Annotated in this window: 25 protein-coding genes; 7 read left to right on the top strand and 18 right to left on the bottom strand. The window is 68.8% G+C overall.

Going from position 1 to position 22493, the window contains the following annotated elements:
- Window positions 1-41 precede the first annotated feature (41 nt).
- From QMG73_RS29755 to QMG73_RS29730, 6 genes are all read left to right on the top strand, one after another.
- On the top strand, window positions 42-230 hold the full coding sequence (locus QMG73_RS29755; protein ID WP_281901176.1) for a hypothetical protein: 189 nt from the start codon (window positions 42-44) through the stop codon (window positions 228-230).
- Window positions 230-445, top strand: a complete 216-nt coding sequence (locus tag QMG73_RS29750; RefSeq protein WP_281901174.1) for a hypothetical protein — start codon at window positions 230-232, stop codon at window positions 443-445. The genes QMG73_RS29755 and QMG73_RS29750 overlap by 1 nt, the downstream gene beginning before the upstream one ends.
- On the top strand, window positions 445-1008 hold the full coding sequence (locus QMG73_RS29745; protein ID WP_281901172.1) for a hypothetical protein: 564 nt from the start codon (window positions 445-447) through the stop codon (window positions 1006-1008). The genes QMG73_RS29750 and QMG73_RS29745 overlap by 1 nt, the downstream gene beginning before the upstream one ends.
- Before the next feature lie 90 nt (window positions 1009-1098).
- The gene (locus tag QMG73_RS29740; RefSeq protein WP_281901171.1) at window positions 1099-1641 is read left to right on the top strand and encodes a hypothetical protein; all 543 of its coding nucleotides are present in this window, start codon (window positions 1099-1101) and stop codon (window positions 1639-1641) included.
- 365 nt (window positions 1642-2006) lie between these two features.
- On the top strand, window positions 2007-2288 hold the full coding sequence (locus tag QMG73_RS29735; protein WP_281901169.1) for a hypothetical protein: 282 nt from the start codon (window positions 2007-2009) through the stop codon (window positions 2286-2288).
- Window positions 2289-2750: 462 nt separating this feature from the next.
- The gene (locus QMG73_RS29730; RefSeq protein ID WP_281901168.1) at window positions 2751-2942 is read left to right on the top strand and encodes a YegP family protein; all 192 of its coding nucleotides are present in this window, start codon (window positions 2751-2753) and stop codon (window positions 2940-2942) included.
- Window positions 2943-2992: 50 nt separating this feature from the next.
- Here QMG73_RS29730 and QMG73_RS29725 read toward each other — a convergent pair whose 3' ends face one another.
- From QMG73_RS29725 to QMG73_RS29705, 5 genes are all read right to left on the bottom strand, one after another.
- The gene (locus QMG73_RS29725; RefSeq protein WP_281901166.1) at window positions 2993-3466 is read right to left on the bottom strand and encodes an NUDIX domain-containing protein; all 474 of its coding nucleotides are present in this window, start codon (window positions 3464-3466) and stop codon (window positions 2993-2995) included.
- Entirely contained in the window at window positions 3409-4167 is a 759-nt protein-coding gene (locus QMG73_RS29720) for an XRE family transcriptional regulator (protein ID WP_281901201.1), read from the bottom strand. Before QMG73_RS29720 ends, QMG73_RS29725 begins: the two co-directional genes overlap by 58 nt.
- A gap of 590 nt (window positions 4168-4757) precedes the next feature.
- A complete protein-coding gene (locus tag QMG73_RS29715; protein ID WP_281901165.1) occupies window positions 4758-5468 on the bottom strand; it encodes a recombinase family protein in 711 nt (236 codons plus the stop codon).
- Complete coding sequence (locus QMG73_RS29710) at window positions 5465-5761, bottom strand: hypothetical protein (RefSeq protein ID WP_281901164.1); 297 nt, start codon at window positions 5759-5761, stop codon at window positions 5465-5467. The genes QMG73_RS29715 and QMG73_RS29710 overlap by 4 nt, the downstream gene beginning before the upstream one ends.
- Window positions 5758-5988, bottom strand: a complete 231-nt coding sequence (locus QMG73_RS29705; protein WP_281901162.1) for a hypothetical protein — start codon at window positions 5986-5988, stop codon at window positions 5758-5760. The genes QMG73_RS29710 and QMG73_RS29705 overlap by 4 nt, the downstream gene beginning before the upstream one ends.
- A gap of 157 nt (window positions 5989-6145) precedes the next feature.
- Here QMG73_RS29705 and QMG73_RS29700 point away from each other — a divergent pair, with 157 nt between their 5' ends.
- The gene (locus tag QMG73_RS29700) at window positions 6146-6589 is read left to right on the top strand and encodes a hypothetical protein (RefSeq protein WP_281901161.1); all 444 of its coding nucleotides are present in this window, start codon (window positions 6146-6148) and stop codon (window positions 6587-6589) included.
- Here QMG73_RS29700 and QMG73_RS29695 read toward each other — a convergent pair.
- From QMG73_RS29695 to QMG73_RS29635, 13 genes are all read right to left on the bottom strand, one after another.
- Entirely contained in the window at window positions 6586-9624 is a 3039-nt protein-coding gene (locus QMG73_RS29695) for an ATP-binding protein (protein WP_281901160.1), read from the bottom strand. The two genes, QMG73_RS29700 and QMG73_RS29695, sit on opposite strands and share 4 nt — an antisense overlap.
- Window positions 9625-9956: 332 nt before the next feature.
- A complete protein-coding gene (locus QMG73_RS29690) occupies window positions 9957-10664 on the bottom strand; it encodes a GGDEF domain-containing protein (protein WP_281901158.1) in 708 nt (235 codons plus the stop codon).
- Window positions 10665-10946: 282 nt separating this feature from the next.
- Window positions 10947-11579, bottom strand: coding sequence for a hypothetical protein (locus QMG73_RS29685; protein WP_281901155.1), 633 nt, complete (start codon window positions 11577-11579; stop codon window positions 10947-10949).
- The gene (locus tag QMG73_RS46490; protein WP_407676877.1) at window positions 11491-12102 is read right to left on the bottom strand and encodes an Lsr2 dimerization domain-containing protein; all 612 of its coding nucleotides are present in this window, start codon (window positions 12100-12102) and stop codon (window positions 11491-11493) included. Before QMG73_RS46490 ends, QMG73_RS29685 begins: the two co-directional genes overlap by 89 nt.
- A gap of 212 nt (window positions 12103-12314) precedes the next feature.
- On the bottom strand, window positions 12315-13217 hold the full coding sequence (locus tag QMG73_RS29675; RefSeq protein WP_281901151.1) for a hypothetical protein: 903 nt from the start codon (window positions 13215-13217) through the stop codon (window positions 12315-12317).
- A gap of 152 nt (window positions 13218-13369) precedes the next feature.
- Window positions 13370-14038 (bottom strand): hypothetical protein, encoded by a 669-nt coding sequence (locus QMG73_RS29670; protein WP_281901149.1) that lies wholly within the window; start codon window positions 14036-14038, stop codon window positions 13370-13372.
- A gap of 575 nt (window positions 14039-14613) precedes the next feature.
- A complete protein-coding gene (locus QMG73_RS29665; RefSeq protein WP_281901147.1) occupies window positions 14614-15111 on the bottom strand; it encodes a DUF3085 domain-containing protein in 498 nt (165 codons plus the stop codon).
- 87 nt (window positions 15112-15198) lie between these two features.
- Window positions 15199-15627 (bottom strand): hypothetical protein, encoded by a 429-nt coding sequence (locus tag QMG73_RS29660; protein ID WP_281901145.1) that lies wholly within the window; start codon window positions 15625-15627, stop codon window positions 15199-15201.
- Between the two features lie 357 nt (window positions 15628-15984).
- Entirely contained in the window at window positions 15985-16509 is a 525-nt protein-coding gene (locus QMG73_RS29655; protein ID WP_281901143.1) for a hypothetical protein, read from the bottom strand.
- Window positions 16510-16849: 340 nt separating this feature from the next.
- Complete coding sequence (locus tag QMG73_RS29650; RefSeq protein ID WP_281901141.1) at window positions 16850-17305, bottom strand: hypothetical protein; 456 nt, start codon at window positions 17303-17305, stop codon at window positions 16850-16852.
- 325 nt (window positions 17306-17630) lie between these two features.
- Window positions 17631-18428, bottom strand: coding sequence for a hypothetical protein (locus tag QMG73_RS29645; protein WP_281901139.1), 798 nt, complete (start codon window positions 18426-18428; stop codon window positions 17631-17633).
- A 413-nt stretch (window positions 18429-18841) separates the two neighbouring features.
- Window positions 18842-19798 carry a replication-relaxation family protein gene (locus QMG73_RS29640; RefSeq protein ID WP_281901138.1) on the bottom strand — a complete coding sequence of 319 codons (957 nt, stop codon included), beginning with the start codon at window positions 19796-19798 and terminating at the stop codon, window positions 18842-18844.
- A gap of 110 nt (window positions 19799-19908) precedes the next feature.
- Entirely contained in the window at window positions 19909-22353 is a 2445-nt protein-coding gene (locus QMG73_RS29635) for a type IV secretion system DNA-binding domain-containing protein (protein ID WP_281901200.1), read from the bottom strand.
- Between the last annotated feature and the right edge of the window lie 140 nt (window positions 22354-22493).

Genomic DNA, 22493 nt, shown 5'->3' with positions numbered 1-22493 from the left:
CCGCGGACTCATTGACGAGGCGTGGGAACGGAGAAAGAGCAATGGCGGTCAACCATCGGAAGATCAGCCGGCGCAAAGGCGATGACGCCCTGGCCGGGTTGAAAGGCGACATCAGGAAAACGCTCGACGTGATCAAGGAGGAGGAAGAGTACGCCGCAGACACCGCCCCAGTCCCGGCTAGTAGGTCTGAGCTGGCGGAGAGGTTCCCTGCGGTCAAGGGCGGCGCCTGATGCATGACAGCGCCGATGAGTTCCGGCTTCACAACACGCGGCATCTCCGCGAAGGCGGGTCCGAGTTCGGCGGCGTGCCCGGCGAGCCCCAGCCGTACCCACACGATCTGACTGGCATCGAACAGCTGCACACGATTTACCGCAGCGACACCACCGACCCCGACGCCATCGAGATCGACACCGAACAGCAAGCACCAAGCATCGGAGAACTGTGATGGACGCACGTATCAACTCGCCGTGGCTGTCCGACTGGCGCGGCTTCGCCGACGAGACCGACATGGCACCGAAGGCCCGGCGTGTGGTCCAGGAGGCCATTCGCCAGACCGAGGCCCAGTGGGCACAGTCCCACGAGGACGCGTACCGCGAGAGGTTCCGCCACAACCGCACCACCCGCAATGAGTCCATCGTGGACGCGTGCGAGGGGATGCGCGCTCGGCTGAAGGAGATCCGCTCCGATCTGGCGAATGGGCAGATGGACCCGAAGGAAGCCCGTGCCGCGATCCGGGACATGGATGCGCGCTACCGCCAGATGATCGAGCTGCACGATACGCTCATTGAGGAAGACGCGGAGCTGGAGACGTTCGCCACGATGACCCCAGACGAGTGGCAGCGGGATCGCATCGGCCGCTTCCCGGCGCTCCGCTCCATCCAGCCGTCGCTCTCCGCGCTGGTGGCCAAGATGGACGCGCCCCCGCCCCCGGGTGGATCGCTTGGCCGCATCTCGAACCCGCCCCCGCACACCAACGACGCCCCGTCGCCGGAAGACCTGACCGTCTAGCCGACGAACGGTTACTAGACCGGGGAGACGCAGGCCATCGTTCAACTCTCCCGGCCTGCGTCTCCCCGCCCCATCAGAGAGGTGTGGACCGTGGCGGAACTGTCCCGCAAGCCCAAGCAGATCCGTAACCGGCTGCGGCGTGGGCGGAACCTTGAGCGCGACCTCCAGATGTACGCGGAGGAGACCGGATTCAAGCCGGTGGAGGAGTGGGACTACGTCGAGTTGGCTCGGGGGCGGCCGCGCGACAAGGACGGGGGGTTCCGGGGGAGCGCGCCCAAGTGGATCACACCCAAGGTGGTGGCAGAGGCCAAGAAGCGGTTGCAGGACAAGGCGTTCGGCTCGCTGATGCAAGCCGCCGGCGTGGCTTCTAAGACCTTGATCGAGCTGATGAAGGACCCCGACACCGACGCGCGTACGCGGGCAGACATCGCCAAGTTCATCTACGAGCAGCTCAACGGCAAGGCCGCGGTGAAGGTCGACGTGGAAGCGAAGATCGGCCCGGCCGACTTCCTCGCCGGTGCCCTGGTCCTGGACGACGGGTCACCCGCGCACCCGATCATCAACGGCGAGTTCACCGCCGAGGACGACGAGGAAGAGGAAGACCTCCGGCCGTTGCCCGAACGTCGCCCGTAAGCCACGTGACGCGGTTCGGGGTTAACCACACCCATCCCGGGCCGCGTCCGCGTCTCTGGGGCGATCTCCGCGCCCTTGCCGGGGCTGTGTGGCGCGTGGTGTGGGTGTCCGGTATGCTGCGGGTACGAGGTGTCGCCGCAATGGGGGCATCGCCCTCGCGTAACGGGCCGCAATGGAACGGATCGCGAGTTTGGCTTCTCGGCCCGGCACGAGGAGTTCAGGGATTAAGTGATGTAGCACCGCACCGCAGCACCACCTGAGATCCGCGCCCTGCCGGAGTCGAGGACTCAGCCAAACCGATGTGTAGGTACATCGGTCGGGCTGGGTTCTTTTTTGTTCCCCGCTCGACCAGAGCGGAGTGGAACATGGGGCTCAAGGACCCTGGGCTCTGGATCACCCTTGGTTCCGTCGTCACGGGCGCCGGTACGCTGGCCGGTATCCTGGTGCGGCCTATCAGGGATATCATCGTCGCGCGTCGCGACATAAAGCTCGCGCAGCTCGCGTTGAAGGACAGCACCCCGGAGCAGCGCGGGCAAATCCTTGACGGGCTGGCGAAGATCCGGCAGTTCAACCCCGACGTGCGCCCAGATGAACCGGTTGAACCGCCAGCGCTTCCCGCCGTCCGTGGTCGGGGGCGCGGACGGTGAGCACGAAACGGGCATTTTCTAAACCTGGCGGTGATCACTGTGCGTGATCTTGAATCGTCAGGTTGCCCACGTAGCGTAGTTGTCTGGCTGCGGAGGCAGGATAGTACCCTACGTGTACGACATTGCGCCCGACCACTACATGTGGATATCCACTTGGCAGGCGTGCCCCATCGGTTGGGGCACTACACGGTTGTAAGTCGTGTGGCGTTGAGCTTGCGCGAGCGCTCGGCAGTCACTTACCGTAGAAGCCGACACGAGAAAGACCCCCGGCTCAAGACGGGTCGGAGTCGACTCATCCCGTGCGCGGGGGTCTCAGCTGCAACTTGGACGGCTGCACTGTGACACTACACGGCGGTCACTGACTTGCGATGTCAGGTCGGTAACAGTCGGGCATGCACGTGGATGGATCTCTGGTCGCGGCGCGCCGAAAGACGGCGGGCATACGCACCAAGGAGAACCACAATGCAGTTCCACATCAACAAGGCCACGAACGGCCAGTTCTACTGGAAGATCGTGGCGAGCAACGGCCAGACCTTGGCCACCTCGGAGACCTACTGGAACAAGTCCGACGCCGAGTCGGCCTGCCGGTCGGTCAAGGCGAACGCGGCCAGCGCGCCGATCGTGGATAACACGGTGGCGGCGTACCGCCGGTAATCGCACCTCAAGGTCTGCCCTCGGTCTTCGGGCCGGGGGCAGTCTTGCGTCTACCCGATGTACGGTCCGCGGCCTTCGAGCCAGTGCCCGATGCGCAGGCGTACTGACTCGTGCATCGTCATGCCGGGCACGTCCGCGCGGGGGTCGAACCATCCGATCTCGGTTGACTCGTCGGACCCGCGCAGCTCCCCGCCCACGGTCTTGGCCGTGAACGTCACCACGAACTCTTGCCGTACCTCGCCATCCGCGTACGCGATGATGTGGCCGGGGTCGGTGTAGATGCCGAGGATGCCGGTCAGTTCGACGTCCAAGCCGGTCTCCTCACGGACCTCGCGCACGGCCGCGTGGCCGATGGTCTCGCCCATCTCCATCACGCCGCCCGGCAGCGACCAGTTGCCTGAATCCGTGCGGCGCTGCAACAGGATGCGGCCGGCTTCGTCCACGACTAACGCTTGCCCACCGGGCACTAGCGAGTTCGGCTCGGGTGCGGCGGGGTCGTGCCAGTAGTCGGTTCTGCGGCCCACGTCCGGACCGTATCCCAGACCTGCTGGAATTGCTCGGCGAAGGTCTCGAAGATCCCGTGCCCGGACAGCCGGCGCAGGTACAACGTCGGGTGTTGGTATCCGTGCCCCCGGAAGATGTGCGGCGTAACGATCATCTGGTCATCGAATCGGAAGACCGAGTTATAGAGGTGGACCGAGTGCAGACCGACTGTCGCGTTGGGTGTGGCCGCGAGATCGGCCAGCCAATGCAGGGCGAGCCGTATCCGTCCGGCCAGCGTCCCGCCGAGCTGTTCCAGCGCATCCCGTTCGGCAACGTGCGGGCAGTTGGGGTCAGCCACGGCGATCCGTGCGCGGAGTCCGCCAGCGCATCGCTTGGCGAGCGTTTCGGTCGCCTGCGGGGTGATCTCAAACATGAACGGGTAGGCGTACCCGAGCAGGTCGACGCGCTCTCGTGCTCCGTCGAGAAGGGACACCCACAGATCCGTTGGTACGTCGGCTCGGTGTGCCCAGGCTCCAACGATCTCCGCCGTGGCCGATGCGCCCGGTGCCTGGTCTGGTCGTGACGTCGGCCATAGCGTGATCTCGTCTTCGCCCAGGTGTTTCGCCACGAGCGCGCGGCTGGTGCGGTGTGGTACCCGGCCGCCGATCCACCGACTGACGGTCTTGGCGTCCACACCTACGGCCTGGGCGAGCGTAGCCGCGTCCACACCGGACCGGAGCATGGCGGTTCGTAGCCGTTCGTTCACGTACCCGACGTTACGGCGTGAGAGGACGTCTCGGGAACACTGAAACGTCCCCCGAAGCGTCCCCGGGGACGTTTCAGCGTCCCGTTGCCGTTCGTAACGTCACGGTCACGGGCGTGTCCCGCCCCCGCCTCGGCGTTCGCGCCGTTGCGTTCCCCCAGAAAGCGCCCCCGCTCGGTGCAGACCCGAACTCCCGGGCGAGGGCTGCATGGATCGAGGACCCAATGACGATGAACAGCGGCCCCATGATCGGGGGACCGGATACCGCCGAGCCCCGCCTGGTGACCGTCGCCGAGTTGGTGCAGCCGTACGACCACACCTGCTCCATAGACGGACCGGCATTCAGTCGATGCATGAGGTACCAGGGCCACCCGTCGCCATGTGCAGCGCTGGGTACCGACTCGGGAGGCGTGCCCATCGTCGTGTGCTGGTGGCCGGCAGGCATGTTCCCGGTGCACCAGGCGTCAGACCCCGGCGACTGACCCCACTCCCGCGCTGGCAGCGACCCCGGTACCCGTGGTGGGCGCCGGGGTCGTGGCATAGATGGCCTTGAGATCGTCTGTGGCGGCCTAATGGGCCGTGGCGGGCAGTGGGGTATGGGTCGGATCGGCTCCGTGGCGCTGGTGGGGGTCGCCACCGGATCGCCGGAGCACTCCGCGCACTGTGCCCGAGTACCACCGGGCGCCTCCGTGGACGGTTGGCACCTGGTCTTCAGTGAGCTTGTTGGCGATGGCCCGGAGGGTGTGGCCGTTCGTCCTCATCCGGCGAATGCGCCGGACTACGGGCTTGGGGACGAGGACCGGCCGACCCAACCGCACGCCGGCCTCCCGCGCTTCGGCGAGCCCTTCGGCGGTTCGCTGGGAGATGATCTCGCGCTCCCACTCGGCCACCGACATGACGATGTTGGCCACCAATCGACCGTTGACTGTAGACGTGTCGATGCCCAGGTCGAGCGCGACGACGGACCACCGTTGCCGTTGGGCCGTGCGGAGGAGCGTGGCGAAGTCGGCCACCGAGCGGGACAACCGGTTGAGCTTGGCGACGACCAGGCCGTCCGCGCGGCCGGCAGCCAGCTCGTCCAGTGCCCACCTCAACCCCTCGCGGCGGGTGTGGGCACCGGTCTGACCGTCATCCACGGGTGCCCACACCAACTTCCAGTGCTGGCGTTCGGCCTCACCGCGGATCGCGGTGTTCTGCGCCTCGATGCCGTACGCCACGTCCTCCGGCCGTTTCTTGTTCGCCTTGGACCGGCGTACGTACGCCACCATCGTGCGAGTCATTCGTTCGCCAGCGTGTCCGTGCGGATCATCGGGTGATCCTCGGTGCCGTCGTGCTCATCTCGGCCGCAGGTGATGCACGCCGGCACGTCCACCGTGGTCGACCCGCAGCACGCCGTGCGGAGGTCGTCCGTGATCGGGGGCATGACCACACCGCACGGGCATTCCCAGTGGATGTCGGGCATCGAGTCGTAGTGCGGGTTGTTGCGGAGCGGCGTGTCCGGGTGGGTGATGGAAAACTCCGCGCACGCCCGCAGGATGTCGGCGGCGGCCTTGATCTCGGGGGTGATGATCACTTGCCCTCCGCCCGGTTCGCGCGGCATGCGGCGCGGCCTGCCGGCGTGCGGGGGTGGCCACACGTCGAGTGGTCGAGCTTGCCGTTGTCCTTGACCGTCGGGTTGAACTCCGGCTTGGCAGCGGCCTTGGTCGCCTTCTTGGTGGCCGGCTTGTCGGCGGCCGGGATCGTGCGCGGGGTGGCCTTCGCGGCCTTGGTCACCTTCGCGGGGGCGGTCGGCTCGGTCATGATGTCCTCCTTCGTGGTGACCCTCCACATTGGAGGACCACTAGGAACGTAAGAGGACGGCGGCCGGCGTCTAAACCTGTCTCCACCTGTTGAAGATCACGACCGTCTTCGTCTTCACCTGCTGGGACATGGGGGGGACCGACGTTATGCTGCGGCGGTGTCTGGTTCCGAAACAGGTTTGGCCCTGCGTGCTGCGGTGGACTTCATCTACAAGAACGTGCTGCTGCCCGCCATCGAGGGTCTGCTACTCGCACTTAATCCGGTAGCAGGACGTCTGATCATTGGCGCGAGGAAGAAGTCCGATGAGTCACTGCTAGAGGAACGTCTTGAGGAATTGGCCGACACGATGCAGAAGTCATCTGCGCTGGTCACCGAGGTGGAGGCGGCACTACGGGCGAGGCAGGCGGCCGTGGAGAAGCTGAAGACCGAAGCTGAGACCGCCCGGCAGATCAAGGACATGACAGAGCAACAACGGACTGCGGTTGCCACAATTCTCCGATCAGAGGTGGCGCGTGGGGGGACGAAGAACCTCATTCAGGGCGTTGTCGTGAACGCCATTTTCTTTGGAGCGGGAATCGTCGTGACGTTGTGGTTGGGCTAATGCAGCCATTCCACTTTGACCCGTGCCGCCAGCACCGTGGCGCGGTGGAGGTCGAGGCGGCCGGCGTACTCGTCGTCGGTCTCGGTGCGACGCTGGGTCAGGTGGGAGGCCATGCCCTTCGGCATCGGCCCCACGGTGACGCGCCGGATGACTGCGCCGAGGATGGTGCGCTTCCAGATGGCATCCCTCGTGGGCCACTGGGCGCGTAGCTCGTCACCCGTTGGGAGTACGACCCGCGCGGCCGACAGGTCGGCCAGCTTGCGGCGGTTGTCATCCAGACGCGTCGTTAAGCGATCGCGTCTGCGCCGGTACTCGGCCTGCGGGATCTGGTCGTCGTCGTACTCGTCCTGGACCCGCTGGAGGCGGCGCTCGTCGTCGGCGATGGCGGTACGAATCTCGCGGCCGGGATCCTCTTTACTCTTGTCCGCCTCGATCGCGGCAGCCAGCGCGCGACCGTCGATCACCTCGCACACCTGGTCGAGGATGAACCGCTCTACGGCCTGCCCGTCGATGAACAGCCGCCTGCACGCGGGTGTGGTGCACACGTACCCGTATCGGTCCGGCCGCTTGTCAGTCGGCATACGGCATCCGTACAGGACCCGACCGCACCCGCCCCCGGCCGCGTGGAACACCAGCCCTGACAGCGCGTACTTGCGGGCGTTGCCGTTGCCCGTACGCGGCTTGTGGTTGCCCTGACGGTCGCTGGCGTACACGCCGACGATCTCGCGGACTCGTGTCCAGTCGTCGCGGTCAACCAGCGGTGGCCACTTGGCTTCGAAGAGGTCGCCGTTGTGCTCGCGGTACCCGGCGATGGACGGGCCGATCACCATGCTCTGGATCGTCCTGCGGGTCCACTTGGCACCCCGGGCGGTGGCGATGCCCCGGCGTTGCCAGTCGGCTGCGATGCCGCCCAGCCCTTCGCCAGCGAGGATGCGGTCGTACGCCTCGCGGATGATGTCGGCCTGCCCGGTGTTCTCCACGTAGGTCACGAGCTTGCCCCGGTCCCACACCTGTGTGAACCCGTACGGGGTCTGTCCGCCGTGGATCTCGCCCATCTCGGCTCGCTGGCGGTGGGCGCGCTGTACCAGTTCGGCAGTGGTCTCCGCTTGCTCTGCGTCACGCGCGGCGAGCGTCCGGGCGATGCCCCGACCCTGGGCCGTCGTGAGGTCGAACTCGGGTGACCTTATGTATTGGAACTCGATGCCGTGATCGCGGGCGAGGTCGATCAGGTCTTCGAACTCCCGGGGACGGCGGGTGAGGCGGCTGGTGGTGTACGCCGCGATCACCTCGAACTTGCCCGCCTTCGCGTCGCGCAACATGCGGTCGTAGTCGGGGCGCGGCTTGCGTGAGTTGGTTGATGCCGACAGGTCGTTGTCGAAGTAGTCGTCTACCCACACCAGCCCGCGCTTGTCGGCCAACGCGTCCAAGTCTTCATCCTGGCGCTCGATGCCCAGCTCACGGCCTTCACGGTCGCGGCTGATCCGCCGGTACTTAGCTGCGGGGCGTTTTCTCATGGGGCACCGTAACCCGGTGCGTACTTCCAGGCAATTGGCGTCGGCTAGGTCGCCTGCATTGGGCATGGCGCGGCCGGCCAGGTCGGCGATGGTGAATGCCAGTCGCAGGACTTGTGTGGTGCCGCGTGGGGACAGCATGCCGCATGCCTGGGCGTGACGTAGGGGCGCGAGCCAGGCGGCGGGCACGCGGTCGAGGGCTTCACGCAGTGCCGGGGCGGTTGCTTCGGCGTTGATGTGCCAGGGGCGGCGGGCTGCGCGGGCGTTGGCGCGGGCTGCCGCGACCCGGGCCGCCACGATCGCGGACCCCGGCGGCGGGCCGTCGGCGCGGTCTACCTGCTCCGGCGGCGTGGTAGGCGGCAGGCTGTAGTGGATGTCGACGCGGTCAAACAAGGGGCCCAGTCGGGCCAGGATCCGGTTGTGTACGTGTTGTGGGCAGCCGCATCCGTCGCCGGTCGCTGGTTTCTGACATCCGGTGGCGGACAGCAGCAACTGTGCGGCGGCGGGGTAGGCGGCCTGGCGGCGTGCGCCGATGGCGTTGATGCGCCGCTGGTCGAGGATCAGGCGTAGGACGTCTCGTGCCCTGCCGGACATCAGGTCGGCGTTGGCGCACCACAGCACGCCAGCGTGGGCCAGGCTCACCGCTCCGGGGCGCTTGAGGGTGCCGGCCAGGTCGGGGACGCTGTCGTGCGGGTCGGGCGCCTGCCATGGTGGGCGTTGCCGCACGGGTGCGTCCAGGGGGAGTGTGCCGGCCTGCCGGTGAAGGTGCGCGACGCCGGTGGCGGTGTGCGGGTCGAGGTTCGGCAGGAGCCGGGGCAGCCGTTCAGCCAGCTGCGCTGCCGTGGCGGCGGGGCCAATTAGGAGCAGGTGGTGCCCGCCGGCCGCGGCGATCTCCAGGACTCTGCGGGCCGATGACCAGCTGGCGGGCAGGTCGGCCAGGTCGGCGCCTGGATGCGGCGGGGCGGTGGGCCAGGCCACCGGTGACATTAGGGGCGTTTGTCCGCGTAGACCGGCGACCAGCTCTTTGAGCGTCGCGGCGCCGTGCACCTGGGCGGCAGCGGCCAGGGATGCCTCGGTGAGGTTGGCGGCGGGAACCGCGGCCGCGGGCAGGCCGGCCCGGTCGGCCGCCGCGAGTCGGGCCGCGGCGTTCTGCAGCGGTTGCAGGGCGCCGGCGGGGTTCAAGGCGCCCAGGACCGCGATGCTGGCTAGTCGGCTGGCGGCGATCTGTCCGCTGGCGGCCAACGCGGCGACGGCGAATGCCGCGTCCAGGCCGGGGTCGCCGTCCGGCAGGGCGTGCGGATGCACACGCAACGCGATCGGCGCGTTGGGCCAGGCGAGGCCGGCGCTGACGGTGCCGGTGCGGATGCGGTCCAGGGCGGCCTGTGCGACCGTGTCGGGGACACCGGCGATGGCCGTGGCCGCGGCGGATGGGGTGGCCTCGATGTACACCACCTGGCAGGTGGTGCCGATGTTGGCGACCGCTGGCACGGTCACCGCTTGGCGGTGTGAGGTGGATTCGGTCATTGACGTGTCCTTTCTGAACAATGGCGGTGCCTGCATGGCCGTTGGCAATCCAGGCACCGTGTGACGGAGTCGGGCCGGATGCCCTCGCGCTTTCGCCTTGGCCCGGGTCGGCCGGCGCGCGGCTGTCCGGCGGTTGGCGTCGAGGTCGTCGGGCCCGGTCGGCGTGGTGGGTTTTCCTGCACGGGCAGCTGCGGGGGCCGGGGGTGGGCCGCGTGGACGGGCGGTTTCAGGCCAGGCGGGTGAGGTGAACGCGGCGGGTGGGAGTGGCAGGCGGCGCGGTGCCGCAGGCCGAGCCGTGGGCGCCTTGGCCGCTTGCCGCCCGATGTTGTGGGTCAGCTGTTCGGTGGTGTGGCTGCGGGACGACGGGCGTCGGGTGGCTGGCGCCGGTCGCGGCACCGCCGCGCGGGACGGTCGATGACCTTCCGGTTGGTGGTTGACGTGCGGTAGATGGCTATTCCGCCGCCGGCGCGCTTGGCCTCATACATCGCAAGGTCGGCGTAGTGCAGTAGCTGGTTGGCGGTGAGCCCGCTGTGGTTGCTGACCAGGCCGACGCTGGCACCGACGTCGAAGATGTGACCGTCGATGTCGAATGGTGCGCCGATGATCAGGCTGCGGATCTCGTGTGCCGCGGCGAAGGTGGTCTCCACATCGCCGTCGACGACCACTGCGAACTCGTCGCCGCCCAGCCTGGCCACCAACCGGACCGGACCAGGCAAGGCACGCAGCAGCCGGGCCACCGTGCACAGCAGCCGGTCGCCGCCGCTGTGGCCGATACCAGGGGTGTCGTTGACGGCCTTGAAGTCGTCCAGGTCGAACAGGATGACCCCGATGAGGGCGGCCGCGTCCGGCTGGCCGGTTGCCGCGCGAAGGTGTGCCAGCACGGTCTGTCGGTTGGCCAGGCCGGTGAGCGGATCATGCGCGGCGCGGTGTTCTGCGGCGGCAAGCCGTCGGCGAAGGTGGTGGATATGCACGCCGAGGACGGCCGCCACGGCGGACACGCCGACGGCCGCGGCGGCGAGATGGCTGAGGATGCGAGACACTCTGAGGGCTCCTTGTAGGTGAAGGAGCACCGGAGGCGGGCGTGAGGCGTCCAAACTTCGACGCCCGCCTCCGGGCTACTTTGACAGCGGGGTTCCCGCGGCCAGCGGCGGCGGGCAGGGTGGTGTTGAATACATCCCGCGCAAGGGAAGCGAAAGACACTGCGCCCGGTCTTGCAGGATGTGCGTTGCCGACTTGGCCGCTTGTGTTGGCCGGCTGAGCCGGTCCAGGTCGTGCCGGGCGCGGCCCAGCCGGGCAGAGGGGCTCAGCGCGAGGGTTGCGGGCTACAGGTTGCCGGAGGGATCGAGGGCGGAGGTGGCGCGTGCGGCGATCCAGGCCCGACCGGTCATGGCGGCGGCGTCGGCGAACCGGCTGGCCGCCTCGGGCAGATGGAACGCCATAGCACTGCGGTGCTTGTTGAAGTCGGCTTGGTCCTGCCCGGGGGTCGGGCGGGCGGACGCGTCGGTGGCGAGCTGACCGCCGATGTGGTCGCTGGTTTCGGTGCAGGTGCGGGCCAGCAGCCGCGCGACACGGTGCAGGCTGCCCAGCAGCGCCGCGGCATCCCGGTAGGTGGTCAGGGTTCGCGGGGCGGCGGCCGGGCCGGTAGCGGTCAGCAGCCACCCGGTGAGGTGTTCCATGACGGCGGCCGCGGTCGCCAACCGTTCGGGCAGGAATGGACCGTCGGGGCTGAACAGCCGATGCGTCTCGGCAGCCCATTCGCGGGTCTGGCTGTCATGGGGCGTCGGGCTGTGAGCGGCAACCGGCTGCGTGAGGCCGCCGCTAGGCGCGGGGCACAGCGGGCTGTCGTCGATGAGGTGGCGCCATCCGTTACCGAATCGCGCTGCCACCGTCCACAGGTGTTGCGGCTGGTCGACGACGGGCTGCCCGCAGGGCGGGCAGATGTAGAACTCGGTCATGGCGTGCGGGTTCCTTCCTAAAAGTTGTGTGGTATGCGGCTCTCGGCTGGGCAGCGGTACCGGAAACGGTGGGCGCAAACGCAGTAGCCGCATGTCGACGGGCGGCGGCGTGAAGGCAGCCGCGACCAACGGCATCGGACCGTTCGCTTCGCGGAACCGTCGGACGGGGTGGCGCGGGTGTTGGTGCCGACCCGCGACAGCGCGCGGACGGCGCGGCGAACACGACCGGGACGACCGCCGGCGCCGTGGCCGATGCCCGCTTGCGGCTACCGTGGCTGTCCTCGCTGGCGTGGCCGCTGGTTTCGGCTTCGGCCCGTCGCCGCGTGCGATGCGGCGCCTTGCGGGCGGGCAGCCGCCGGCCTGCGGCGATAAACGGGGTCAGTGCTGCGGTGAGCCGCTCGTGGTTGGCGACGGTCAGGTCGATCTCGTAGGTGACGCCATCGAGGCAGAACGTGTGTTCTTTGACGCCGACGTCTGAGCCGTCGAAGTCATCAGTGAGATTTACCGTGGTCAGGAGGGCCAAGGTTCAAGGCTCCCTTCGCTGTCGTTTTCAGGTGACGGTCAGTCGGAAAGTGGAAGACACGCCGCGGCGGCGACGTTTGCGGACGAGGGCTTACTGGATGGACGCTTCGCTGGCGCGCTGTCGGCAAGTCGCCGGGCGGGTTGCCCCGGCCAAATGCGGCAAGGTCCCGCGGCCAGCGACGCCTTTCGCCGGCCGGATGCCAAGCTGCGGGTCTACCGGGGTTCGTGGCGTTGGCTGGGCCGGTATGACGGGGTCCCGTCCGGCACGGCCGCGAGCCTGATTCGCGCGGGGTCGACCTCGGTGAGGGCACAGGCGGGTACCTGGGGTCCGTGGCCGCCGCCGAGGCGCACGAGCAGGTAGTACGGCCGGTCGACGTCCTCAGCGACGACGTACAACTGGTCGGGTGCGGCGTCGTCTTCGGCGTAGTCCGGGTCGGTGATGGCCACGACCGACCCGACGATGGGCAGGTCTGCCCCGGCGTCGTCGGGTGCGATATGGCCGGCGACGATCGCCACCTGCCAGGCCGCGGGGTCGAACGCGCCGTTGTGGTTCGGCTGTGGCACGCGAGCACCGGACAGCAGCCGGCGCAGGATGTCTTGCAGGTCGTACGGGAGGTCGCCCGTGACGGCGCCGTCGTCCGTGCGGTCGACGCTGAGCCATTGCATGCCGGTGCCGTCGATCCACAGGTCTGGTGAGGCGCCGTAGTGCCGAACCTGGTCAGCTGGTGTGCTGGGTCGGCGGTAGTCGGTGGGAAGGCGCCAGCTCGGGTCGAGCAGCGTCGTCAGCGGCACCAGGTCGCCGGGGTGGGCGGCCCACTGGTCGAAGTCCGCGACAATGGTGCCTAACGGTCGGCCCTGCTGCGGTGCGTCACCGCATTGCTGGCATGGCCGTCCGGCGATTTGGCCGGTCACCGCGCAGGCGGTACAGAGCCGCCAGTTGGCCGGATCGGTCGCCGGCTCATAGGCCGGATCCCACGCTCCGGTGAACTCGCCACCGAGGCGGTAGCGGTCGACGGGCCACGGCGAGAGAATCCGCATCGGGCCGGTCAGGTAGGTGTCGATCGTGTCGACGGTGGCGGTCGAAGGCACCAAGACCGCCGCCAAAAAGTTGATCATCGTTTACTCCATTGTTGAGAGTGCTGGTGATGCCGTCTTGCCGCGCTGCTGGAGGATGCGGAAGGCCATCCGCTAGGGCGCTTTTTCGCTGTGCGCGGCTTCCAGCGAGGGCACCTCGGATGAGTGCTGGGCTGTGCCGTTGGCCGCGAAACTCAGATGCAGTCCGCGGGCGACAGGATGTGTTGGCAGTCCTCGGCCGGGTAGAACCGCGCACCAACCCGTGCCCAGTCACGGCCGCACTCGGCGCATTTCCATGCCTGACCCACGCCTGGAGCCCCGTACACGCCGACGCAGGCGAGCGTCCCGGCTGCTTGGCAGTCATGTTCGACGGGCGTGCCGGTGTCCTCGGCCGTGGCCGGGACGCCGGTGGGGTTGCTCGGCAAAGGCGGCAGGATCGGCCCGCGGGTGCCGCCGGTGGCGGCATCGGCGACCGCGCCGCAGGCGATCAGGGCGGTACCGGTGGCGATCGCCTGTGCCGGGGTGTAGCGGACCTGTACGGCGCGGCTGCCATCGTGCGTGACAGCGCGGACCTGCACGACGCCGTGCCACGTACGGACAGGCAGGAGCGGGTCGGGCACGGCCCGCACGGTGCTGCGCGTCAGCCGGTCGAGGGCGGACATGAGCTCTGCGTGGCGAGCGATTACAGCCGGCGCCGATCGGGACACGTCGAACGCGTCCCGGTCCGAGTCGCTCGGCGCGTGTTCGTCCCGGCGCGCGGCGGTGACACACGCGCTGGCGTATGCCTCGATGCGTTCCAGAAGATCCGCTTCAGCCGCGTGGGGTTGAGCGACTTGGTGTGTGACCTTGCTGTTGTCAGACATGGATTTCCTTTCCTGGCTAGGTGGAGGTGGTTGTGCGATCGGGGCATGGCTTCGCCACCGGCGACGCCGAAAGGGGTGAACGGGGGTTGCGGGACGGTGGGCCGCGGATGGGAGCGCAGGCTCGCGGGGCAACTCGGCTCCGTGTCGCGGTGGGCCGTGCGACGCGGCTATGGCAGCCATCGCCGATCCAATGCCGGTCCGCCGTGCGGCAGGCTCATGGAGCCGCCACGCAGGATGGGAACCTGGGCGCGGCGGTACTGCCACGCCCAGGGTCGTGCGCCGGATGGGCGGGTAGCCAGGCCAATGCCGGGTCGCGGCGATCCTGGGGGATTAACATCGCCGATCAACTGGCCTCTTGAGCCGTTAGGTGGCTCAACGTCGTCGGGTCTAGGCCCTGCGGTGGGGCATCGCCGAGGACTCGCAAGCGGGTAGATACGTACCGAGCGGTGGTAGGGCCAACGGTGTGCCGCTGCCGTGGACCGGTTCGCCGGTCCAGACCTCGCGGGATCCGTGCCCGGTAGGTGGACCAGCCGCACGGCGCGCACCAGGTCCGAGGGCGTACGCCGCCCTAGGTTCTAGTCGTGCCGGTCAGGTGCTGGCGGATGTGCTGTCCCCTCGACCGGGGTGGCGGGGCCGGTGCGGGACAGGCGAACGCTGACCTTGTCGCCGTCGACACGCAGGACCAGGTAGCGGCGTCCGTTTCTAGCGCCGGTGCGCAGCAGGTCGATCAGCGGTGCCTCGCCGGGCCGCTCGACGGTGCTCAGGTGCAGGTGTTCGACGAAGTCGTCGCCGCCCACGTCGGTGTGCGCCAAGGCGAGGCGGTCGCTGTCCGGGCCCCACCCTTCGGCGTATACGACCACGTTCGAGCTGTTAGGGTCGTGCGGATCGACTCGCAGGCCGGGCAGGCCGCTGGACATCAGATAGGTGCCCCAGTCGGCCACCCATTCGAGCGCGCCGGGGCAGGGCTGCCCGTCGTCTTGTTCGCTGATGGATGGGCTGTGCTCGGGTGCGGCGAGGGCGTGTTCGGCCAGCCGCAGGGTGTCGGTGAGGTTGAAAAACAGATCGGTAGCCACGGGAACTCCGTTCGAGCAGGCCAATATCCGGGGATGTTCGGCATCCCAGACCGGCCGGGTTTCTTGGGTAGCCTTGGGGCATCTGGCTCAGCCAGCGAGGGGATACACCACCCGCGACTGGCCGCCGGTGGTGTGGATCGTGACGGTGTCGCCGGCCGGATCAATGAGGCACAGCCATTCGGCGCCGAGGTCGCCGACCTCGGTGAGGCAGACGTTGGCCGGCTGAGGGACGCTGTCGCTGGCGGCTACGCCTACGCCGGCGATGACGTCGCCATCGGTCATGGCCGCGTGGGCTGTCGGCTGGATGCCAGGATGCAGGTACTGCCAGTCGGTGGCGATCAGCGCGGCGGCCATCTTGCCGGTGTTGCCGGCGAAGACGTGCCGCCAAAGCTGCCGCAGCACGTCGTGGAGGTGCGCGGCGTAGGTCTGTTGTGCGATTGGGCGGGCTAGGACCACCTGCGTGGCCGGGTTGATCACGCCGACGAGGGCGAACAGTTGTCGACTGGGTACGGACACGGTTCTCCTTTGTGGAGTATGTGGAGGAGGGTGGTTCCTGGAAGAGGTAAAGGCGGCCGTTTCGCTGGCCGCGGCGTTGGTGTGGCGCCCCAGCCCGGGGGACGGGCGTGTTCGTCGCCTACGGTCAGAAGGCCGGCGCCAGCAGCCGTGTGGTGCCTGTCCCGGGGGCCTGCGGAGGGGAGAGGTAGACGGGGCAGGGTGTTTTCGGAGTTGGCCCGCGTACCAGGTGACGGTGTTGTCGGGCGTCGGCCAGCCGGAGTTCTGTCCGTATCCGTTGTTTGAGGCGGGGTTCGTGCGCGTCTACGTATGCCGATGTCGGCTGGTGTTCGGTGGTGGGCTGGCGTTGGCCTTGTCCGGTCAGAGCCTGACGGCGACGATGTACACGTCGCTGGGCAGCGCGGCCAGGACGGCGTCGGCGGTACGGGCGTACGACAGCCGTGCCAGGATCGACGTGTCCTGCGGGCGAAGGACCGTCCCGTCCACTGTGACGAGGGCATCTGCGGCCTGTTGCCGCAGCTGCCAGAACTCCAGGCACAGCATCGGGTCGATCGCGGCGAGTTGGCGTTCCCACTGACGGGTTTGAGCGGTGGGCGAGCCGTTGACCAGCTGCTGGTAGCGGTGTGTACCGCGTTCGTGGCCGCGCTGGCGCATCCGTTCGAGGTCGATAGCGTGGCGAGGTCCGCCGGCGCAGGAAGTCGCGACCCTTGATCGCCTCGGTCGGATCAGCGAGCTGGGATTGGCATCGCGACGGGCCAGCAACCTACGGTCGAGCGCCGCGCCCAGTCCTTTGGGCGGCAGCGGGCCGGCGCCGGCGACGTCCGGGACCGTGGACAGGCAGTAGGTGACTTTGGCGATGACATACCCGTCGAAGTTTGTGGGCACAGTGACATCTGCTCCAATCAGGACAGTTCAGTGGTGACGGATGGCTTGCTGGCGAGGGCTCTTGTAGCCGCAGGCGGGCGAGGACCCGACGTGCGGCGGCCGCTTCCGCGGGAACGCCGCACGCGTTGCGGTGAGGAGGAAAGGGGTGGACCCTTGCCACGCCGGCCCGGCGGTTAACGGCCGAGCCCGGTCAGCGGCGTTGCCGGGGCGCATTAGACGCGCAATGGCGCACGCAAACGTTGAGCGGCCCACCGGGCCGCTCAACGTTTGGGACAGTTCGGTGGCGTATCTGTTGTTGTCGGGTTGGTCAATGAGCGGGCGACACGCCCACGGTCGGCGGTTATCGTCGGCTGCTGATGGCGGTGATGCTCTCGGGTCGCGGGCGGGCAGCGCGCAGGCGGCGTCGTCCGACGGCGAGGGTGCCGGTGCCGGGGTCGTACATGGCCAGCGGGTATCCGAGGGCCCACCCGGTGAAGATGAGGTCGGCCAGCTGTGGACCGCTGTCGTTGAGCAGCGGCAGCAGGATCGGGTGTTTTATGGTCGGAGCCTGGAACGCCGGCACCGTGACCGCGCCGCGTGGCTGTGCCCCGGCTCCGAGCGGGGGGTGGAGCCCGAAGGCGCCTCGGGGGGTGCCGTTCGAGCGCAGCCATACCGTTTCGATTTGGCGGAACAGCAACAGCGCGGGCTCGCAGTTGGTGGGGCCAGCGTACGGGCGGCTTTCATTGGCATCGGCCATGAGAGCCTGGCGAGCCTCTTTGGCGACTTGGGCGAGGTCGAAGTGAAGCCGTGAGGGCATGGACATGGTCCTCCTTCGGGGGTCGGGTCGGTGCGGGTGTGACCCGGCTGTGATGGCTGGACGCGAGGCGAACCGGCGGGCGGGCGCTGGACCGTGGCGCTGACGCGCCTGCGGCAGCGGAGCCCAGGTGGTAGTGCCGCGTCGGTCGGGGAGTGCGGGGAATGTTTCGCCGGGGTCGGGCAGTGGGTGGTGCCGGTTGGGTCGTCACGGTTGTCCTCGGGTGCTGGACGGTGTGACGGATCCCAACCGGTTCCACATTGGAGTTGTCGCCAGTTCCGTGGATTTCCGCGTCTTCGGGTGAAGGCGAGGAACGTGGGGAGGCTGGCTAGTTGTGCGTTACGCACAGCACGCGCTGGCGTGGGTCGAGGTTCTCGACGTACCGCACGGCCTTTGCCAGGAACGCTTGCCGGTGCGGGAGCAAATCGCTCTCCGGCTGGATGCGTTGCCCGTTCTCGGTGATGACCGAGTCGGTACACATAGCCCGCAACGCCCGGTAGTTGGCGTAGGCGGCCGCGCCGCACTGGTAGAAATCCAGCTCGAGCGGGTCGAGTTCGTTGTCCGGCCCAAACCAGTTGGTGTTGTGCAGCCGCATCGCGACGACTCGTCGCTGTCCTTCGAAGTCGGCCTTGGCCTTGTCCAGGGGGTACCCGGACGGGTCGGCCAGGTGCCGGCCGTGGAAGACGTGCCACGGCGACGCGACCTGCGTGCCGCGGGTTGCCGTGTGCCACATGTTGTGGCGCATGGTGGCACCGAGGTGAGCGGCGTGCCGCATCGCGGCCAGGTCGATCAGCTTGACCGGACCACCCGCGCACACGGCGGGGCGGCGGTCTTTGCCCAGGCCGATCAGCTGCCGGCGCTGCCACAGGTACAGGCCAGGCTTCGCCCAGAGGGCGGCGAAGGCCTTGGCTGGCACGTTGAGGTGCCGGGCCAGGTTGCGGCCTGTCGAGAGAACCGCCGTGGGCAGTTCCTCGGGCAGGCACACCAGGCTGTACCGGATCGTCGGCGGCGGCATGACCGTCGCGGGCAGTTCGGTGGTGGTCGGCTTGGCCGACAGCACCTCCTGCACGCGTGAGCCGTGCCGTGTCAGCGGCTGCCCGGTGCTCTTCTGGGTCTTCTTCGCCATGTTTGTTTCCTCCTCGGGGTTCGGCGCGTGAGCGCACGCGGACGTGACCGGCCCACCGGTTGCATGGGTCGGTTCACAGGGACTGGGGACGGGTGGTGCCGGGGTGGTTGGTGCGACCTGCCGGTCGCCGCGCGGCGCGTGTACCGACCGGCCCGAAGGCGGGTGGGTTGCACACACCGCATAGTGCGGCGGTGGGCGGTCAGGTGGGACCGAACCGGGGTGGAGATATATAGAGGTGATGTGTTGCCGAAACGGTAACGGCCTGATCTGTCAGCACCGCGCCTGCGCGATCAGCCGCGCAGCGCCCTGACCTGCACCGTCAGACCTTCATTGATGATGATTGTTGCGTTGACAGATTCTCCGAATCTGTCAACGGTGCGCTGCCGACACCTGACAGACACCCTCGGTGTCTGTCAGGTGTCGGCGAGCTCGTCTTCGTCCGGGAAACCGTCATCGTCGTCGGGCCACGCCTGCCCGACCGGGTCGGGGTAGCCGTCTGCTCCGGGGTCGCTGGGCAGCTTGTGCAGGTGCCGGCGGTGCGACGGGTCCGAGGTCAGCGCCCAGACCGGTCCGGCTGGATTGTCGCCGTGCACGGCTACGGCGACCGGCATCCGGGTGGGTACGTCGCGCAGCACCCGCAGCAGGCTGGTTTCCCGACGCTGGTTCGGTACCCAGAGCAGCACCGGGAACCGGGTTGCACCGTAGCGGGCCAGGTTCTCGTAGCCGCGCAGTTTCGCCACGACGACGGCGAGTTTCTCGGTGTCGCGGTCGTGTTCGACGAAGAACCCGACGGTGCGGCCTTCGGCGTGCCAGATGCCGTGCCCGTCGGGGAACACGTTGATCCTGACGGTGCCCTGGGGGGTGTGTTTGGTGCCGCTGTAGGCGGCGGTCGCGTGCTGCTCGGACCACCAGCGCAGCAGCCGACTGTCGGACCCGGTGCGGGTTTGCGCGTGCAGGTCGACGAAGAACTGGTTGACGCCGAGCCGGTGGTACAGGCTCTTGCTGTTCACGATCCGTTCGGCGCGGTCGACGCTGGACCGCGGCGCCTTCAACCCCAGGTTGTCGGGGTCGAAGTAGGCGGTGGGGTGTCGGCGCAACCCGACCGGGCCGAGGGTGTACAGGAACGACGTTTCCGGGGTGCCGTCGGCGGCGGCCCAGGCGAACCGGTGCAGGACCCGCTCCCGGTGCAGGATCGTGAGTCGCATCTGCGCGGTACGCAGCGCGTCGAACAGCGCCCGACCGATCTGGGCGGTGGACAGCAGGTAGTGCTCGGCCAGCCAGGACATCAGCAGGCGATCGCGGGGGGTGATACGGCGGTAGACCCTCAGCGGGTCTGGTTTGGTCGATGGGAGTGGAACACGGCGGTACATCAGAGTTGCTCCTTAGCGGAAGACGGTGCCCTCCTATCGGAGGGTGTCTGGAACTGGAAGGGGTGCCCGGTAGGGCGGAAAGGGGCCACGTGCGGCACTGACAGGGCAGGTCAGGACTGTCTGTCAGGCCCGGGATCGCAGTTGCGACGCGACGGGTCACGCGACGGGTCACCCGCCGCAGGACGCGACCGGCCAGAACCCCCGGCACCCTCACCGCTGGCTGAGGGGGGCTTGCGGCGGCGGGAGCGTTCCTTCTTCTCCCGCTTGGTCAAGTTTTGGACGAGCTCGTCTATAGCGCTGGTGTCCTGCTCCGGTACCGCCTCGGCGGCGGCCTGCCGGATGGCGGTGGCCTCACCGACGGTCGGGCGCGGCGGCCGGGTCCGCATGGTGAACGTGGGTGTCTGCCGGCCGTCGGCGACGAGCCGGGCGACCGCGGTGTAGACGTCCAGGTGGGCGAGGTCATGCTCGTCGAGCTCTGGCATGGTGTGCCTGGCCAGGACGCGCGCGTCCTCGGGGCTGACGCTGAAGTACACCTTGTTGCGGGCGTTCGCGGACACCGCGGCCAGCAGGTCCCGGGGGAACTGGGCCAGATCCTGGTGGGCCAGGACCATGGATAGCCGGTACTTGCGGGCCTCGGCCAGCATCGTGTCCAACGAGGACGCCAAGGTGAGGAAGTTCTGGCATTCGTCGAGGACGATCTGGGCGTCGCGGCGCTGTTCGACCGGGATGCTGGCGCGGGCGGTGGCGGCCTGCCACACCTTGGTCAGGATCAGCGAGCCGAGTAGCCGGCTGGTGTCCTCGCCGAGCATGCCCTTGGGGATCCGCACGAGCAGGACGCCGCCGTCGAGGATGTCGCCCATGTCGAAGCTGGACTTCGGGTAGCGCATCGCCCGCTTGACGAAGTCGCGGAGCAGGAACGAGCGCAGCCGGGCCAGGACCGGGCCGATGACCTGGGAGCGCAGCGCTGGGGTCATCTCGTCGTACCAGGCCCAGAATCCTTCCAAGCCTTCGGGGTCGTCGAGGTCGACGGTCATCTCGGACCTGAACTGCGCCGAGGTCAACAGCGGTGGGATGTGCTGCAGGGTGACGTTGGCGTGTTTGAGCAGGGTCAGGCAGGACACCCGCATGACGTCGTCCATACGTGGCCCCCACGCTTTGACGAAGATGCTGCCGAAGATCGACACGAGGTTGTCGGTGATCAGGTCGTGGTCGCGGCCTTCGAGCGGGTTCAGCGTCGGCGGGTTGGGTTGGTCGGGGTCGAACAGCACCACCCGGTCGGCCACCGAGGCGGGCAGCCGGTCGAGGATGTCGGTGACGAGGTCGCCGTGTGGGTCGATTACCACGGTGCCCCGGCCGGCCACGATGCCGTCGATGATCATGTTGGCGAGCAGGGTGGTCTTGCCCGAGCCGGTGGAGCCCACCATGTGCAGGTGATACCGGGCGTCGGGCACGGCCAGGGCGACCGGGTGGCCGCCGATCTCGGCGTCGCCGAGCACTGTGACGCCGCGGCCTCCGGTCGGGACCGCGACCGGGGCCGGCATCGACTTGGCCCGCGCGCGGTCCAGGCCGGGTACGGCCAGGTCCTGCGGCAGCGCGGCGAGCGCGGCCAGTTCGGGGGCGGCGGTGAGGAAGCCGGGGCCGAGCCGGCGGGCGGCGAGCACTCGCACGGGGTGCGGCATGCGGGTGCGGTGGGTCAGCCGGTTGCGGCCGGAGTGCACGGCGAAGCTGGACGCGACCGCGTCGGCGATCCCCCGCAGCCGGGCCTTCGGCTGGGAGCCTTCGCGCGTGTTGGTGTCTGCGACGCAGTAGCGGATGCCGGTCTGCCACAGCACGTGGCTGGTCTTGTCGAGGATGGCCCGCACGTCGCGTTCCACGCTGGGATCCCGCCGTGAGGCCGCACCGGCCGACGGTGCCCGGCTCCGCGCGGAGGATCCCGTCTGGAAGACCTCGATGAGCCATAGCAGCGGGGCGGCGGGGTTGATCGTCGGGATGGCGGTCTTGCCGTCGCGTAGCCGGCCGGCGGCCCGGCGGGCCCGTGCGGCACGCCTGGGGGATGCGGGACGGGCGAGGATCTGTACGCAGGCGTACTCGCCGTCGCGTAGCTGGGCGCCGGCCGCCATCAACGCGCGCAGCGGGTCGGCCTCGTGGTCGGTGTGGAACGGCAGCCACTCGGCCGCGGTCGGCGACAGGTGCCCGCCGGTGGCGGCTACCGCGTCGGCGGGGATCGGATCGGCGGCGTCGGTGGTGGTGCAGGCGGCGCCGGGCCAGGCGCCGCGCACGGCGGCCTCGACCGCGCCCTGGGGGACGCTGCCGGGTACCCAGACCGACACCAGCAGTTGCCGCCCCGTCCAGGTGTATTGCCACGCGACGTGCGGGGTGCCGTACAGCAGTCGCCGCCAGCGGACCGGGGTGAGCGTGCCGGCGAGGTTGGCCAGGAACGCCGCCGAGCTGTGCGGGTCCACCTGCGGCGGCGGGGCGATGGTGACCAGGCGGGCGCCGGTGGCGTGCCGGCGGTGCCGCCACCCGGCGAGCAGGTTCCGGCCGGCGATCCACATCACCAGGGCTGCGGCGGCGACAGCGGCCAGCCACGGCCGGTCGATCGCCCAGGTCCCGGCGTGCCACACCCAGCTCGCGGGCGGGGAAAGGTCGGGCTCGGCGGCGAGGGCCGAAAACAGTTCGGCGCCCGCCCCGTGGA

This window comes from Phytohabitans aurantiacus (genome assembly GCF_027923225.1).
Taxonomy (GTDB): domain Bacteria; phylum Actinomycetota; class Actinomycetes; order Mycobacteriales; family Micromonosporaceae; genus Phytohabitans; species Phytohabitans aurantiacus.
This window is presented reverse-complemented; position numbering and strand designations above follow the sequence as displayed.